The sequence below is a fragment of the Streptomyces sp. NPDC021622 genome (assembly GCF_040640795.1).
GTDB lineage: Bacteria > Actinomycetota > Actinomycetes > Streptomycetales > Streptomycetaceae > Streptomyces.
On sequence record NZ_JBFACK010000017.1, the window covers coordinates 80,543 to 95,323 of the forward strand.

13 protein-coding genes are annotated in these 14,781 nt (G+C 69.9%); 7 read left to right on the top strand and 6 right to left on the bottom strand.

Going from position 1 to position 14,781, the window contains the following annotated elements; genetic code table 11:
* The first annotated feature begins 17 nt into the window (after nt 1-17).
* Nucleotides 18-1,034, top strand: a complete 1,017-nt coding sequence (locus AB0G47_RS30090) for a helix-turn-helix domain-containing protein (protein WP_360776440.1) — start codon at nt 18-20, stop codon at nt 1,032-1,034.
* Here the strand turns inward: AB0G47_RS30090 and AB0G47_RS30095 are convergent.
* Complete coding sequence (locus AB0G47_RS30095) at nt 1,019-3,445, bottom strand: excinuclease ABC subunit UvrA (RefSeq protein WP_360776442.1); 2,427 nt, start codon at nt 3,443-3,445, stop codon at nt 1,019-1,021. The two genes, AB0G47_RS30090 and AB0G47_RS30095, sit on opposite strands and share 16 nt — an antisense overlap.
* A 223-nt stretch (nt 3,446-3,668) precedes the next feature.
* Here AB0G47_RS30095 and AB0G47_RS30100 point away from each other — a divergent pair, with 223 nt between their 5' ends.
* The 3 genes from AB0G47_RS30100 to AB0G47_RS30110 all read left to right on the top strand — a co-directional run bounded on the left by AB0G47_RS30100 (nt 3,669) and on the right by AB0G47_RS30110 (nt 5,251).
* Nucleotides 3,669-4,148, top strand: a complete 480-nt coding sequence (locus AB0G47_RS30100; protein ID WP_360776444.1) for a helix-turn-helix transcriptional regulator — start codon at nt 3,669-3,671, stop codon at nt 4,146-4,148.
* Between the two features lie 24 nt (nt 4,149-4,172).
* Nucleotides 4,173-4,754 (top strand): hypothetical protein, encoded by a 582-nt coding sequence (locus AB0G47_RS30105; protein ID WP_360776446.1) that lies wholly within the window; start codon nt 4,173-4,175, stop codon nt 4,752-4,754.
* 161 nt (nt 4,755-4,915) lie between these two features.
* Nucleotides 4,916-5,251 (top strand): DUF2516 family protein, encoded by a 336-nt coding sequence (locus tag AB0G47_RS30110; protein ID WP_266865021.1) that lies wholly within the window; start codon nt 4,916-4,918, stop codon nt 5,249-5,251.
* Between the two features lie 17 nt (nt 5,252-5,268).
* Here the strand turns inward: AB0G47_RS30110 and AB0G47_RS30115 are convergent, their stop codons facing one another.
* The 3 genes from AB0G47_RS30115 to AB0G47_RS30125 all read right to left on the bottom strand — a co-directional run bounded on the left by AB0G47_RS30115 (nt 5,269) and on the right by AB0G47_RS30125 (nt 8,937).
* Complete coding sequence (locus tag AB0G47_RS30115; RefSeq protein WP_360776449.1) at nt 5,269-6,588, bottom strand: SpoIIE family protein phosphatase; 1,320 nt, start codon at nt 6,586-6,588, stop codon at nt 5,269-5,271.
* Between the two features lie 309 nt (nt 6,589-6,897).
* Nucleotides 6,898-7,923 carry an NlpC/P60 family protein gene (locus AB0G47_RS30120; protein ID WP_360776684.1) on the bottom strand — a complete coding sequence of 342 codons (1,026 nt, stop codon included), beginning with the start codon at nt 7,921-7,923 and terminating at the stop codon, nt 6,898-6,900.
* Nucleotides 7,924-8,139: 216 nt separating this feature from the next.
* A complete protein-coding gene (locus tag AB0G47_RS30125) occupies nt 8,140-8,937 on the bottom strand; it encodes a class I SAM-dependent methyltransferase (protein WP_360776451.1) in 798 nt (265 codons plus the stop codon).
* A gap of 163 nt (nt 8,938-9,100) precedes the next feature.
* Between AB0G47_RS30125 and mshA the strand changes: the two genes are divergently transcribed.
* The 3 genes from mshA to AB0G47_RS30140 all read left to right on the top strand — a co-directional run bounded on the left by mshA (nt 9,101) and on the right by AB0G47_RS30140 (nt 13,607).
* Nucleotides 9,101-10,447, top strand: a complete 1,347-nt coding sequence (mshA, locus tag AB0G47_RS30130) for a D-inositol-3-phosphate glycosyltransferase (RefSeq protein WP_360776453.1) — start codon at nt 9,101-9,103, stop codon at nt 10,445-10,447.
* Nucleotides 10,440-10,931: a YbjN domain-containing protein gene (locus AB0G47_RS30135; protein ID WP_360776455.1), complete on the top strand. Its 492-nt coding sequence runs from the start codon at nt 10,440-10,442 to the stop codon at nt 10,929-10,931. The genes mshA and AB0G47_RS30135 overlap by 8 nt, the downstream gene beginning before the upstream one ends.
* Before the next feature lie 921 nt (nt 10,932-11,852).
* Nucleotides 11,853-13,607, top strand: a complete 1,755-nt coding sequence (locus AB0G47_RS30140; RefSeq protein ID WP_360776457.1) for a glycoside hydrolase family 55 protein — start codon at nt 11,853-11,855, stop codon at nt 13,605-13,607.
* Between the two features lie 297 nt (nt 13,608-13,904).
* Here the strand turns inward: AB0G47_RS30140 and AB0G47_RS30145 are convergent, their stop codons facing one another.
* Both AB0G47_RS30145 and AB0G47_RS30150 read right to left on the bottom strand, forming a co-directional pair.
* Nucleotides 13,905-14,321, bottom strand: coding sequence for a VOC family protein (locus tag AB0G47_RS30145; protein WP_360776459.1), 417 nt, complete (start codon nt 14,319-14,321; stop codon nt 13,905-13,907).
* A 10-nt stretch (nt 14,322-14,331) separates the two neighbouring features.
* Nucleotides 14,332-14,706: a helix-turn-helix transcriptional regulator gene (locus AB0G47_RS30150; RefSeq protein ID WP_266869720.1), complete on the bottom strand. Its 375-nt coding sequence runs from the start codon at nt 14,704-14,706 to the stop codon at nt 14,332-14,334.
* Nucleotides 14,707-14,781: the final 75 nt, after the last annotated feature.

Below are 14,781 nucleotides of genomic sequence, written 5' to 3' on the forward strand. Positions count from 1 at the left end.
CGTCCTACCCTCGCCGCATGAGCGCTGGTTCCGTCGCGTTGGTCGTGACCGAGGAGATAGCGATCCCGTCCTGGGATCTGTACGAACTGAGCATCCCCTGCACGGTGTTCGGCAAGCCCCAGCCGGATCTGTCGGACCACTGGTACGACTTCCGGCTGTGCAGCGGGTCCGAAGGCGGGGGTGCCGGCGGCGCCGGGGACACCGGCCTATCGCTGCGTACGCCGTACGGACTCGACGACCTGACCGGCGCGGACACCGTCATCGTGACGTCGGTCCCGGATGCCTGTGTCGACGACGGCGCACCGCTGCCGCCGGGCCTCGCCCCCGCCCTGCGCCGTGCGTACGAGGGCGGCGCACGGATGGTCTCCCTGTGCACCGGCGCCTTCGCGCTCGCCGAAGCGGGCCTGCTCGACGGCCGCCGGGCCACCGCGCACTGGATGCACACGGCCCAACTGGCCGAGCGCTACCCGAAGGTGGACGTCGACGACTCCGTGCTCTACGTGGACGACGGCGACATCCTCACCAGCGCGGGCGTGAGCGCGGGCCTCGACCTGTGCCTGCACCTGGTCCGCCGCGACCTGGGCGCGCACGTCGCCAACCAGCTCGCCCGGCGGATGGTCGTGCCCGCCCACCGGCCGGGCGGCCAGGCCCAGTTCATCGACCTCTCGGTGCCCGCGACGGACGACGAGGGCCTTGCGCCCGTACTGGAATGGGCCCGCGCCCGCCTCGACCGCCCCCTGACGGTCGACGACCTGGCCCGGCATGCGGCCATGAGCCCGCGCACGCTGTACCGCCGCCTCCAGGCGGCCACCGGCACGACCCCGCTCCAGTGGCTGCTCAACCAGCGCCTTGCGCGCGCCCAGAGCCTCCTGGAGTCGACGGACCTGCCGATCGAGCGCATCGGCGTACTCAGCGGCCTGGGCACGGCGAACAACCTCCGCCACCACTTCCTCAAGCAGGTGGGCGTGTCACCGGGGGACTACCGGCGGGCCTTCCCGCGTATGACAGGGGGCCCCGGTCAGGCGCCGACGTAGGCCGCGAGGTGCTCGCCCGTGAGCGTGGAGCGGTCGGCGACCAGCTCGGCGGGCGTCCCCTCGAAGACGATCTTGCCGCCGTCGTGGCCCGCGCCGGGCCCGAGGTCGATGATCCAGTCGGCGTGCGCCATGACTGCCTGGTGGTGCTCGATGACGATGACCGACTTGCCGGCCTCCACGAGCCGGTCGAGCAGGCCGAGCAGCTGCTCGACATCGGCGAGGTGCAGGCCTGTGGTCGGCTCGTCGAGGACGTACACACCGCCCTTGTCACCCATGTGCGTGGCCAGCTTGAGCCGCTGCCGCTCGCCGCCGGACAGCGTGGTGAGCGGCTGGCCGAGGCTGAGATAGCCGAGCCCGACGTCGGCGAGCCGGTCGAGGATCTTGTGCGCGGCCGGGGTGTGCGCATCGCCGGAGCCGAAGAACTCCTCGGCCTCGGCCACCGACATCGCGAGCACCTCGCTGATGTCCTTGCCGCCGAAGGTGTACGTGAGCACCTCGGCCTGGAACCGCTTCCCTTCGCAGTCCTCGCAGGTGGACTCGACGCCCGCCATCATGCCGAGGTCGGTGTAGATGACTCCGGCGCCGTTGCAGGTGGGGCAGGCGCCCTCGGAGTTGGCGCTGAACAGCGCCGGCTTCACGCCGTTGGCCTTGGCGAACGCCTTGCGGATCGGTTCGAGCAGTCCGGTGTACGTCGCCGGGTTGCTGCGCCGCGACCCCTTGATCGGCGCCTGGTCGACCGACACCACGCCCGCCTCGGTGGGCACCGAGCCGTGGATGAGCGAGCTCTTGCCGGATCCGGCGACGCCGGTGACGACGCACAGCACCCCGAGCGGCACGTCGACGTCCACGCCCTGAAGGTTGTTGCGGGTGGCGTCGCGGATCTCCAGCGTGCCGGTGGACTCGCGCACCGTCTCCTTGAGCTTGGCCCGGTCGTCGAGATGGCGCCCCGTGACGGTGTCACTGGCCCGCAGCCCGTCGATGCTGCCCTCGAAGCAGACGGTGCCGCCCGCCGTGCCCGCGCCGGGCCCGAGGTCCACGACGTGGTCGGCGATGGCGATCGCCTCCGGCTTGTGCTCCACGACGAGCACCGTGTTGCCCTTGTCCCGCAGCTGGAGCAGCAGGTCGTTCATGCGCTGGATGTCATGGGGGTGCAGGCCGATGGTGGGCTCGTCGAAGACGTATGTGACGTCGGTGAGCGAGGAGCCGAGGTGCCGGATCATCTTGACGCGCTGCGCCTCGCCGCCCGACAGCGTGCCCGCGGGCCGGTCGAGCGCGAGATAGCCGAGGCCGATCTGCACGAACGAGTCGAGGGTGTGCTGCAACGCGGTGAGCAGGGGAGCGACAGTGGGGTATCCCCTGCTCGAAGAGCTTGGGGAAGGCTCCTTGAGGCCCCGGACCCACTCGGCCAGATCCCGGATCTCCATCGCACAGGCGTCGGCGATGCTGACCCGCTTGATCTTCGAGGACCTGGCCCCCTCGCTGAGCCGCGTCCCGTCGCACTCGGGGCAGACGGTGAACGTGACGGCCCGCTCCACGAACGCCCGGATGTGCGGCTGCATCGCCTCCTTGTCCTTGGACAGGAACGACTTCTGGATCTTGGGGATCAGCCCCTCGTAGGTGAGGTTGACGCCGTTGACCTTGACCTTCATGGGCTCCCCGTACAGGAAGTCCCGCAGCTCCTTCTTGGTGTACTTGCGGATCGGCTTGTCCGGGTCGACGAGGCCGGACTGGGCGTAGACCTGCACGGTCCACTGGCTGTCCGACTTCCAGCCGGGGATGGTGAACGCGCCCTCGGAGAGCGACTTCGAGTCGTCGTAGAGCTGGGTGAGGTCGATGTCGGAGACCGCGCCCCGGCCCTCGCAGCGCGTACACATGCCGCCGGTGCGGTTGAAGGTCGCCTTCACGGTCTTGGTCTTGGCGGCGCCGCGCTCGACGGTGATGCCGCCGCTCGCCCGGACCGAAGCGGTGTTGAAGGAGTACGCGCTCGGCGGGCCGATGTGCGGCTTGCCGAGCCGGCTGAAGAGGATCCGCAGCATCGCGTTGGCGTCGGTGGCGGTGCCGACGGTGGAGCGCGGGTCGGCGCCCATCCGCTGCTGGTCGACGGTGATCGCGGTGGTCAGGCCGTCGAGCACGTCGACCTCGGGCCGCGCCAGGGTCGGCATGAAGCCCTGCAAAAAGGCGCTGTAGGTCTCGTTGATCATCCGCTGCGACTCGGCGGCGATGGTGTTGAACACCAGCGAGCTCTTGCCCGAGCCGGAGACGCCGGTGAACACCGTGAGGCGCCGCTTCGGGATCTCGATGCTGACGTCCTTCAGGTTGTTCACCCGGGCGCCGTGGACGCGGATCATGTCGTGGCTGTCGGCGGCGTGCGGCGCGGGCGGCTGTGTGCTCTTCCTCTTGGCCGTACTCATCGCGTCTCCATCCGTCGTGCGGGCCGCCTGCGCGGTCTCCGTCGCCTGCCTCACGGTATGCGGCGCCCGGGGGCCCGCGCTTCTCGAATCCTGATCTGTCCGGCACCTGATCTCTCGGGCTCCTGATCTCTCGGGCTCCTGATCTCCGGCGCATGACGTGGCATGGCGCACTTTTGCAAGCATGTGCTTGCAATAGTTAGCAAGGGCAGGGCAGTATCGGCGTATGGCATCACTCAACGTCGGCAATCTCGGTGAGTATCTGCGTGAGCAGCGGCGCAACGCGCAGCTCTCGCTGCGGCAGCTCGCCGACGCCGCCGGGGTGTCCAATCCGTATCTGAGCCAGATCGAGCGCGGCCTGCGCAAGCCGAGTGCCGAAGTCCTGCAACAGGTGGCCAAGGCGCTGCGGATCTCCGCCGAGACGCTGTACGTCCGGGCCGGGATCCTCGACGAGAAGGAGCGGGACGAGCTGGAGACGCGCGCCGTCATCCTCGCCGACCCGTCCATCAACGAGCGGCAGAAGCAAGTGCTGTTGCAGATCTACGAGTCGTTCCGCAAGGAGAACGGCTTCGAGGTCTCGTCGTACGCGGACGATGTTGCGTACGCGGACGGCTCCTCGTTCTCAGATGAAGTGGACGCCACCGCTGACGGCCCCCGCACGGCCGACGGCAGTGGTGCCAGCCCCAAGGACCACCCCTCAAGCTGAAGCGAATCCGGGAGGACCATCGCCATGGCCATCAAGGACGACCTGTACAAGACCCTCAGCGACCCCACCCCCGCCTACTTCGCCGCGGGCACCGCGGACCTGGCGTACCAGCAGGCGAAGAAGGTGCCGGGCCTGATCGAGCAGCTGATCGCCGAGGCGCCGGCCCGGTTCGACGCCGTGCGCAACACCGACACCAAGGCCGTCCAGGACAAGGCCGCCACCCGCGCCAAGGAGGCGCAGGAGACGATCCAGGCCAAGGTCACCGAGTTCATCGGCACCCTCGACACCGATCTGAAGAAGCTCGGCGAGAGCGCTCAGGACCTGGCGCTGCGCTCGGTCGGCGTGGCCGCCGAGTACGCGGTCAAGGCGCGCGAGAAGTACGAGGAGGTCGCCGAGCACGGTGAGCAGGCCGTGAAGACCTGGCGCGGCGAGGCCGCCGATGAGATCTCGGAGCTGGCCGAGGCCGTCGAGCCGGACGCCGAGCCGGCCGCCGCGGAGTCGAAGCCCGCCGACTCGCAGGCCGCCGCCCCGGCGAAGAAGCCGGTGGCGAAGAAGACCACCGCGAAGAAGACGACGGCCAAGAAGACCACGTCGCCCGCCAAGTAGGCGCGTGTCGCGGCCGTTGCTGCCGTAGGACCGGGTCGGGCACTCTCGGAGTGCCCGGCCCGTTCTCGGGGTAGCGGGTACGGTGTCCGCGTACTCGAGACTCGCGTACTCAAGACTTTCGAAGGCCTCACGAGCCGGGACTGGTGGTGGACGTTGTGCTGATGCAGGGGTTCGCAAACTTCATGTGGCTGCTGTCGTTGGCCCTGATCGTCTTCTGCGGGTTCGCGCTGCTCGACGCCGCGATCCGGCGCGAGGACGCCTACCGGGCCGCGGACAAGAAGACCAAGCCGTTCTGGCTGATCATCCTCGGGATCGCCTTCGTGGTGAGCCTGCTCTTCCCGATCCTGTCGTTCCTGCCGATCATCGGGCTCATCGCGACCATCGTGTACATGGTGGACGTGCGGCCCGCGATCAAGCAGATCACCGGCGGAGGCGGCGGTGGCCGCCGCGGCTCCAGCAGCGACGGGCCGTACGGGCCGTACAACGGCGGCCGGTAGTCAGCTCGCCCGGGGCCTCAGCGGTCCCGGTCGAGCAGCAGCACCGCCACGTCGTCCGTCAGGTCGCCGCCGTTGAGGTCGCGGACCTCGTTGACCGCGGCCTCCAGGAGCTCGTCGCCCCGCAGCCCCGCCGCGATCTTGCGGCGGACCATCTCCACCATGCCCTCCTGGCCGAGGCGCTCCTTGCCCTGGCCGATGCGGCCCTCGATCAGGCCGTCCGTGTAGAGCATCAGGCTCCACCTGCCGCCGAGCTCCACCTGGCGGCGCGGCCAGCGGGCGTTCGGCAGCAGGCCGAGCGCGGGGCCGCTGTTCTCGTACGGAAGCAGCTCCGCGAGCCGTCCGTCGCGGGCGATCAGCGGGGACGGGTGTCCCGCCAGGCAGAGTCCGGCCCGGCGGCCGTCGGGGGCGATGTCGACGGTGCAGAGCGTCGCGAAGATCTCGTCGTCGGCGCGCTCGTGCTCAAGGACCTTCTGCAGGGTGGAGAGCAGCTCGTCGCCGCACAGGCCCGCGAAGGTCAGCGTCCGCCAGGCGATGCGCAGCTCGACGCCGAGCGCGGCCTCGTCGGGGCCGTGGCCGCAGACGTCGCCGATCATGACGTGCACCGAGCCGTCGGGGGTGCGCACCGTGTCGTAGAAGTCGCCGCCGAGCAGCGCCCGCGAGCGGCCGGGGCGGTAGCGGGCCGCGAACCGCAGCGGTGAGCCGTCGAGCAGCGGCGTGGGCAGCAGGCCGCGCTCCAGACGGGCGTTCTCCTGGGCCCGCAGGCGCGACTCCGTCAGCTGGCGCTGGGCGGCGTCGGCGCGCTTGCGCTCCACGGCGTACCGGATGGCGCGGCTGAGCAGCCGCTCGTCCAGCTCGTCGCGGAAGAGATAGTCCTGGGCGCCGACACGCACCGCCTCGGCACCGCGCTCGGCGTCGCCGTTCGCGGTGAGCGCGAGGACGGCGTGCCGGGGCGCGAGGCGCAGCACGTGCTTGAGCATGGCGAGCTCGTCCTCGTCGGCCTCGGAGGCACCGGTCCCGGGGGCGCCGGCGCCCGTCAGGGCGAGGTCGAGCAGGATGCAGTGCACGTCGTCGGTGAGCAGCCGCTCGGCCTCGGTGAGGTTGCGGGCGGTGCGGATGCGGATGGGCTTGCCCGCGGAGTCGAGCAGCGCGGGGACGCTGAGGGAACCCGCCGGGTCGTCCTCGATCACCAGCAGGCTGAGTCCGGTGCCGCCTGTCTGCTCCGTCGGGCGGTGGTCTGCGCCCACGTCCGCGGACGTGGGTACGGGCGCCGGCAGAGCGTGAGCCTGACCGCTTTCCGCGGCCGGGATCGCTCTCTGCCGCGGTATGGGTACGGGCATCGGTTTTGTTCCTTCCCTCCCCCCGAGGGCATGGTGGGGCGACGGTCGCCGCACCACCGACGGGGACCATAGCGTTAGCCACGGCCCCATTGGAATGCCGAGCCGCAAACAGCCACCGTCATATGCCGCATGTAGGGCTGCAATTGGGCACGATGGCTCCCACCGGGGATGACGAACATCACGCCGGAGGGGTTGAGCACGGAACGTGGGGGTGCGGTGGGTCACATGACGTACGGCACAGAAGGGCCGCGCAACTGACTCACCGCACAGGGACGGTCACTTGTCGGCCGCTTCTGGCCGGCGGCCGGGCTACTTGTCGGGCCGTACGACCCCGAGGATCTTCATCGATCCCGCTCCGGCGATGGTGACATCGCGTCCGGGGCGCGGTGCGTGCACGATCGCGCCGTCGCCCAGGTACATCCCGACATGGCTGGCGTCCTGGTGATAAATGATCAGGTCGCCGGGGCGCATGTTCTTGATGTCGATGCGCGGCAGTTGCTTCCACTGCTCCTGCGACGTACGCGGAATGCCCTGTCCCGCCGCGGCCCAGGCCTGTGAGGTGAGCCCCGAGCAGTCGTACGAGGAGGGGCCCTCGGCGCCCCACACGTACGGCTTGCCGATCTGCGCGGTGGCGAACTCGACGGCCTTCTTGCCCTGTCCTGTCGCCTTGCCCTTGATGTCCTTCAGGACGCCCGAACTCACCCACGCCGACTGCTTCTTGAGGGCGGCCTCCTCCTCGAGCTTCCGGAGCCGCTCGCGCTCCTTCTTCTCGAGCTTGGACTCCATCTCCTCGGCAGCCTCGATCTTCTTCTTGATCTTCTTCTTCGAGGCGGCCTTCGCCTTGCGGTTGGCTTCCAGCTTCTTCCACTGGGCGGTGGCGTCCTTGGCGTAGATCCGCAGGTCCTCCTGCGTCCGGCCCATCTCGGTCAGCATGCCCTTGGTGGCCTTCTCGCCCTGCCGCATCCGCCCCGCGCCGTCCAGGAACTCCTGCGGGTCGTCGCTGAGCATCAACTGGGCCTCGGAGGGCATCCCGCCGCTGCGGTACTGGGCGCGGGCGGCGGCGCCCGCACGGGACTTGAGCTTGTCGAGCTTCTGCTGGCCCTTGGTGATGGAGCGGGCGAGCTTCACGATCTGCTCGGACTGCTTCTTCGACTTCTCCTCGGCCGCGTTGTACGCATCCGTGGCGACGCCCGCTTCGTGGTAGAGGCGGTCGATCTCCTTGCGTACGTCCTCAAGGGACTTGGCCTTGCCGGGCGTTGGCTTCGCCGGACTCGCGAAGGCCGTGCCGGGTGTCGTCAGCACCGTCACCGCGCAGATCAGCGCCATGCCAGCCATCGTCGAACTCCGCTTCCCGGTCACGTCCCGCCTCCCCCAAAACTGATTTACCGTCAGTAACTTGTGGTTGCCCCGGGGATGGTGCCATGTCCGCGCGCAATACGACAGAGCGCGTAGGCAACTCCCATCCCGCCGCCCGTCTCATGTGACGAACGGCACTGGAAGATCGTTCCCTGCAGGTCAGGCCGGGGGGACCCGTTCCCCGCCGGGCGCGGTTCACACCTGACGGGGCGCCAACGCCTCCCACCGCACGGTCACTTCACCCTGCCGCCAGCGCGAAGACCGATCGGCCACCGGCCAGTCCGCGGCCAGCTCGCGCACCGTCCTGATCCACCGCTGCCGCGCCCCGTACGAGGCGTACGGGGCCGCTGCCGCCCAGGCCCGGTCGAAGTCGCGCAGGAACGCGTGTACGGGCTCGCCCGGCACGTTCCGGTGGATCAGCGCCTTCGGGAGCCGCTCGGCGAGGTCGGACGGCCGGTCGAGCGAGCCAAGGCGGGTCGCGAAGGTCACCGTGCGCGGGCCTTCGGGGCCGAGCGCGACCCAGACGTGCCGCCGCCCGATCTCGTCGCAGGTCCCCTCCACCAGCAGCCCGCCGGGCGCGAGCCGCGCGCACAGCCGCTCCCACACGGCGGCGACCTGTTCCTCGTCGTACTGCCGCAGGACGTTGGCGGCCCGGATCAGCGCGGGCCTGCCGGGCAGCGGCACCTCGAAGCCGCCGTGCCGGAAGGAGAGCCCTTCCCTCTCGTACGGCTTCGCGGCCGCGACCCGCGCGGGATCGATCTCGACGCCGACCACGCGCGCGTGGGGCGCGGCGGTGCGCAGCCGCACCAGCAGCTCGACGGCGGTCCAGGGCGCGGCCCCGTAGCCGAGGTCGACGGCCACGGGGTCGGCCGCGCGCCGCAGCTCGGCGCCGTGCGTGGCGGCGATCCAGCGGTCCATGCGGCGCAGCCGGTTGGGGTTGGTGGTCCCGCGGGTCACCGTTCCCACGGGGCGGGAAGGGGTGCGGGAGGCCATGAGGAAAAGGGTATGCGCCCGCGAGAGCCGGTAACGGTTGAGCGGGCCCCAGTAATGATTTGGCAAAGAGGAAATGGAGGCGGCCCTTCCGATGTTCTCCCTCTGGAGGGCTCTTGCGGGCTCTCCCGCAAGCCATGCCCGCGCGCGCAAGGAGGACCGCCACGTGACCCAGTACGTGTCCAGGCTCGGTCGCCTCTCTCCGGCAGCGCCCGGCAGACTCCGGCTCCCCGGTACGCACCGCCGCCCGCGCCGCGTGGCGATGCTGAGCGTGCACACCTCACCACTGCACCAGCCCGGCACGGGCGACGCGGGCGGCATGAACGTCTACATCGTCGAGCTGGCCAAGCGCCTCGCCGCGATCAACGTGGAGGTCGAGATCTTCACGCGCTCGACCACGGGCGCGCTGCCGCCCGCCGTCGAGCTCGCTCCCGGTGTCCTGGTCCGGCACGTGGACGCGGGCCCCTACGAGGGCCTGGCGAAGGAGGAGCTGCCCGCCCAACTCTGTGCCTTCACGCACGGCGTGATGCAGGCGTGGGCCGGCAACCGCCCCGGCTACTACGACCTGGTCCACTCCCACTACTGGCTGAGCGGCCACGTCGGCTGGCTGGCCGCCGAACGCTGGGGCGTGCCGCTGGTACACGCCATGCACACCATGGCAAAGGTCAAAAACGCGGCGCTCGCGGCCGGCGACACCCCCGAGCCCGCCGCCCGCGTGATCGGCGAGACACAGATCGTGCGGGCGGCGGACCGCCTGATCGCCAACACCTCCGAAGAGGCCGACGAACTCGTACGCCACTACGAAGCGGACGCGGGCAAGGTCGCTGTCGTCCACCCCGGCGTGAACCTGGACCGCTTCCGCCCGGCCGACGGCCGCGCGGCGGCGCGCCACCGCCTCGGCCTCCCCCAGGACGCTCTGGTCCCCCTCTTCGCGGGCCGCATCCAGCCGCTGAAGGCGCCGGACGTACTACTCCGCGCGGTAGCCGTCCTCCTCGACCAGCGCCCCGAGCTGCGCTCGAACATCGTCGTACCCGTGGTGGGCGGCCCCAGCGGCAGCGGCCTCGCCAAGCCGGAGGGCCTCCAGAAGCTGGCGGCCAGGCTGGGAATCGCGGACGTGGTCCGCTTCCAGCCCCCGGTGGGCCAGGAGCAACTGGCGGACTGGTTCCGAGCTGCATCGGTCCTCGTCATGCCGTCCTACAGCGAATCCTTCGGCCTGGTGGCCATAGAGGCGCAGGCGGCGGGTACGCCGGTCCTTGCGGCGTCGGTGGGCGGCCTGCCGGTCGCGGTGCGCGACGAGACGACGGGCTTCCTGATCTCCGGCCACGAGCCGGCCCACTACGCGCGCGTACTGCGCGATTTCGCCGAGAACCCCCACCTGGTGGACCGCATGGGCGCGGCGGCCGCGCTGCACGCGGAATCCTTCGGCTGGGACACGGCGGCGTCCGCCACGGCGGACGTCTACACGGCGGCGATGCATGAGCACCGGCGTCGCGTACGCTCGCATCATGGCTGATCAGGCTGACGCACCGGCGATCATCGAGCAGACGCTGAACGACGCCGAGCTGGAGTGGGAGAACCCGCAGCCCGGCTCCTACGTGGTGAAGCTCCCCGGCACCCGCAAACTCTCGACGACGCTCTCGCTCAAACTGGGCAAGCATGCGCTGACGCTGATGGCGTTCGTGGTACGCCACCCCGACGAGAACGACGCGGCGGTCCACCGCTGGCTCCTGGAGCGGAACCTGCGCATGTACGGCGTGAGTTACGCGATCGACTCCCTGGGCGACATCTACCTCACCGGCAAGCTGCCACTGTCCGCGGTGACCCCCGAGGAACTGGACCGCCTCCTCGGCTCGGTCCTGGAGAACGCGGACGGCCCCTTCAACACGCTCCTGGAACTGGGCTTCGCCACGGCGATCCGCAAGGAGTACGCGTGGCGGGTGTCGCGGGGCGAGCCCACGCGAAATCTGGACGCGTTCACTCACTTGACTCAGGAGTAGTGGGTTCCCGGCGGTTGATTGGCGCCGGGGCCGCCCGGTTGTCCTGAGGTTGGCGGTTCCGGGCCGGGTGTAAAGGGCGCTCCTTCGTCGCGTCGGCTGCGCCGATTCCGCTGCGCTCCACCCTTGACACCCACCCCTCCACCGCGAGAAGGAAGACGACCGGGCGGCCACGAAGCGGGGCTCACGGGGACCACCCGGCGGGTCATCCGGCTTCACTGCCGGGTGCGGACTAGTTCGTAGCAGCGCAGCCCGCTGGAGGGGTGGGAGGGGTGCGCGGCCGGTCCGGGGAGCGGTGCCGGTCTCGTCAAGCGTCGGACGGCCGGATCTTCCGGGGTGACCGTCACGCATCACAGACTGGGTGGGGGGTGGGGGACCTACTTTGGAAAAGTAGTGTTCTGGCACAAGGGGGGCGCGCGGCACTGCGAAACGCAACTTTCCCAAAGTAGGTTCCCCATACCCCCTGGCCGGGGCTGCCGGGGCCGGGGCCGGTCGGTAGACGCTTGACGAAACCGGCCACCCATCCCGAGCGGACCGCGCACACCCTCCCGCCCCTTCAGTTGGCGGCACGCTGCGACGAACTAGTCCGCACCCGGCAGACAAGCCGGACGCCCCAAGGATCCGTCCCCAAGAGCCCCGCTTCGTGGCCGCCCGGTCAATTCGCTTCTCGCGGTGGAGGGTTGGGTGTCAAGGGTGGAGCGAAGCGGAATCGGCGCAGCCGACGCGCAGCGCAGCGGAGCGCCCTTGACGCCCGGCCCGGAACCGCCAACCTCAGGACAACCGGGCGGCCCCGGCAAGAACACCACCACAGCCCCACCAAAGCCCCCGCCTGCCACACACCTTCCCCAGCCGCCAACCCCATGGCATGCTCACCGCCACCGCAAATATGAACGACGTTCACATCCATGGAAAGTGGAGGCGGATATGGGCACAGGCATGGAGCACCCCAGCAGACGCGGCGTACTCGGCGGCGCGATAGCCGTCGCGGCGGCGGCAGCGGCCACCGGCGGCGCGGCGGTCGGCGGAACCGCGTGGGCGGCCGGCCAGCGGCCGCGAGGTGAAACCCCCGCCCTCTGGCGGGAGTTCACGAAGGCCCCGTACACCCACCCCCAGATCCCCTACATAGGCCGAGCCGGCGCCCGAGCCGGCAGCCGCCACCTGCCCCGCCCCGAAGTCGTAGCGAACGTACGCGATTACGGAGCCAAGCCCGACGGCACGTCAGACGCCGCCCCCGCCATCAACCGCGCCCTGGCCGAAGCGGGAGCGAACGGCGGCGGCACCGTCCTCATCCCACCGGGTACGTACCGCATCGACGACGTCATCCGCATCGCCCACGACAACGTCGTCCTCCGAGGTGCAGGCAGCGCCCGCACCACCCTCCACGCCACCAAGAACCTCACCGAACTCATCGGCCCCTACGGCTCCCGCTACGGCGGCGACAAGAGCAGCTGGTCCTGGGCCGGCGGCCTCATCTGGCTCTGTCCACAAGGGCGTTGGGAATCCCTCACCACCGCCATCAAGGCGAAGGATTGGCCCATCGAGGGCTGGACGGGCAACAAGCGGGACGAGTGGCAGACCCTCACGACCACCGCCCCGGCACACCGCGGCGACCGCACCCTGAAGGTCACCGACACCTCCCGCCTGCGCAAGGGCGACCTGGTCCTGCTCCGCCTCGCCGACGACGCCGACCACACGCTCCTCAAACACATGGCGGGCGGAGGACCGGGCCCGGAGGCCTACACCTGGGACGACAAGACGAAACTGACTTCATACGTCCCGTACGAGTGGCCGGTACGCATCACCTCAGTGAAGAAGAGCACCGTCACCCTCGAACGCCCCCTCCCCCTGGACGTACGCCCGGAGTGGGACCCCCGACTCACCACCCACGTCCAGGCGTTGACGAACGCGGGGGTCGAGGGCCTCACCCTCGAGGCGGTCGAGACGCCCCAGTCCCCGCACCTCCTGGACAAGGGCTACAACGGCGTCACGTTCCAGTGCGCGTACGACTGCTGGGCGGACGACATCGTCGTACGCCATGTCGACAACGGCTTCGGGCTCGTCGGCGCATCCGCCTGCACCCTCCGCAACACCCGTGTCGCGGGCCGAGGTTCGCACCACCCGTACTTCTGCCGCGAGGGCTCCCACGACAACCTGATCGAGGACTTCACCATCGAGCAGCGCACGGTCCCGGCCCCGTCAGGAACCCAGCTCCACGGCATCAACGTAGAAGGCCTCTCCTCCTACAACGTCTGGTCACGCGGCACGATGGACATGGGCACCTTCGACAGCCACCGAGGCATGCCCTTCGCGAACGTCCGCACGGACATCACCGTCAACAACAACGGCCGCCACGGCGGAGACGCCGGCGCGGGCCCGCTCTTCGGCGCCCGCTTCACGCACTGGAACATCCGCGTGACGAACCACCGCGCGGGCCTGATGAAGATCGACGGCCTGGCGCCCCACAGCGCCACGGTGGGCATCAACGAGGTACGGGAGTTCGACCAGATCGACGTACCCGACTTCTCCGGAGAGCTGCACTCGCGCATCGAGCTCTATGGGACGACGGATGTGGTCCGGCCCCGGAACTTGTACGAGGCGCAGCGTGCATCCGGCATAGGCGCCGGGCATGAGTCAATCCGGCCCCGGATGCACACAATGTCGCCAACCGTCGGTAACTGATCGACCGCGGCGCGTGGTTCGGGCTACACAGGAGGACTGGAACGTTCTTGCCTGACGGGAGGACTGGCCCAGTGGTGCTGACGATCGATCTCGCGGTTCTGCTGGCTGTCGTCATCGTCCTGTTGTGGCGTAGACGCGTAGCGCCTCGGACGCGGCTCGACACAGGAATGACCATGGCCGTCGTGCTGGTCTTCGGGGTGCTGATCGCCCCGACCGCCTTCGGGCAGGGGATCCTGGACGCCGTGGGTGAGGTCGCGCAGGGCGTCACTGAGGTGGGCAGCCCGTGACACCTGGCGCTCACTTCCCGCGCGGCCGGCTGAAGCGCACCATGTTCCCGGCGGGGTCGCGGAAGGCGCAGTCGCGGACGCCCCAGTGCTGGTCGACCGGCTCCTGCAGCACCTCGCCGCCCGCCGTGCTGATGCGCTCGAACGTCGCGTCGACGTCGTCGGTCGAGAAGACGACGCCGCGCAGCAGGCCCTTGCCGAGGAGTTCGGCCATGGCCTGCTTGTCGGCCTCCGATGCGTTCGGGTCGGCCAGCGGGGGTTCCAGGACGATGTTCACGTCCGGCTGCGAGGGCGCCCCGATCGTCACCCAGCGCATGTCCGCGTACCCGACGTCGCCCCGTACCTCGAGGCCGAGAATGTCGCGGTAGAAGGCGAGCGCCTTGTCGTGGTCGTCGACGGCGATGAAGGTCTGGGAAAGCTTGATGTCCATGCGCTCCACGCTACGGTCGGGCGCCGGATCCGGCTTCTCCGTTCCTGACCGGTCGCGTGTGGATCTTGGCGATGCAGGCAGGGACGTCGGCGCCCTCATCATGGCTCCGGGCCCGGTACGCGCTCGGGCTCTCACCGACAAGCTCGGTGAACCGCGAGCTGAAGGACCCGAGGGACGTACAGCCCACGGCGAAGCAGACATCCGTCACCGTCAAGTCGCCCCGCCGCAACAGCGCTTTGGCCCGCTCGATGCGGCGCGTCATCAGATAGCTGTACGGCGTCTCACCGAAGGCGGCACGGAAGCTGCGGGAGAAGTGGCCCGCCGACATGAGGGCGACGCGGGCGAGCGCCGGGACATCGAGCGGCTCGGCGTAGTCGCGATCCATGGTGTCGCGGGCCCGGCGCAACCGGACCAGATCCTCCAGCGTCGTCACCCGACCACCATCCCATAGGCACATGAC